This is a genomic window from Alkalicoccobacillus porphyridii, assembly GCF_007293315.1.
Lineage (GTDB): Bacteria > Bacillota > Bacilli > Bacillales > Bacillaceae_D > Alkalicoccobacillus > Alkalicoccobacillus porphyridii.
This window is the reverse complement of record NZ_VLXZ01000134.1, coordinates 1-307: the sequence shown is the minus strand read 5'-3', so window position 1 is coordinate 307 and position 307 is coordinate 1. Positions and strand designations below refer to the sequence as shown.

The following is a 307-nucleotide window of genomic DNA, read 5'->3' as shown; positions in this document are numbered from 1 at the left end:
GGGTACAAACTGAGGTACAAGATGGGGTACAGCGTTAAGAAGCGATAACCGGAAGGGTGGGCTTGCAAGAGCAAGCAACTTCCCCTAATCTGGCAAAAAGTATAGAGATTCAATCTTCATGACTCGGGGTGCCCTTCTGCGTGAAGGCTGAGAAATACCCGTATCACCTGAGCTGGATAATGCCAGCGTAGGGAAGTCACGGACCACCAGGTCATTGCTTCTTCACGTTATGGCAGGAGCAAACTATGCAAGTCGACCTGCTGGGTTCAGCGCAATCTGCGCACGCGTTACACCTTTTTCACCAACA

Annotated in this window: 1 riboswitch. The window is 50.8% G+C overall.

The annotated features are described in order from the left end of the window. Positions 1 to 114 precede the first annotated feature (114 nt). Positions 115 to 211, top strand: a riboswitch (TPP riboswitch). Positions 212 to 307: the final 96 nt, after the last annotated feature.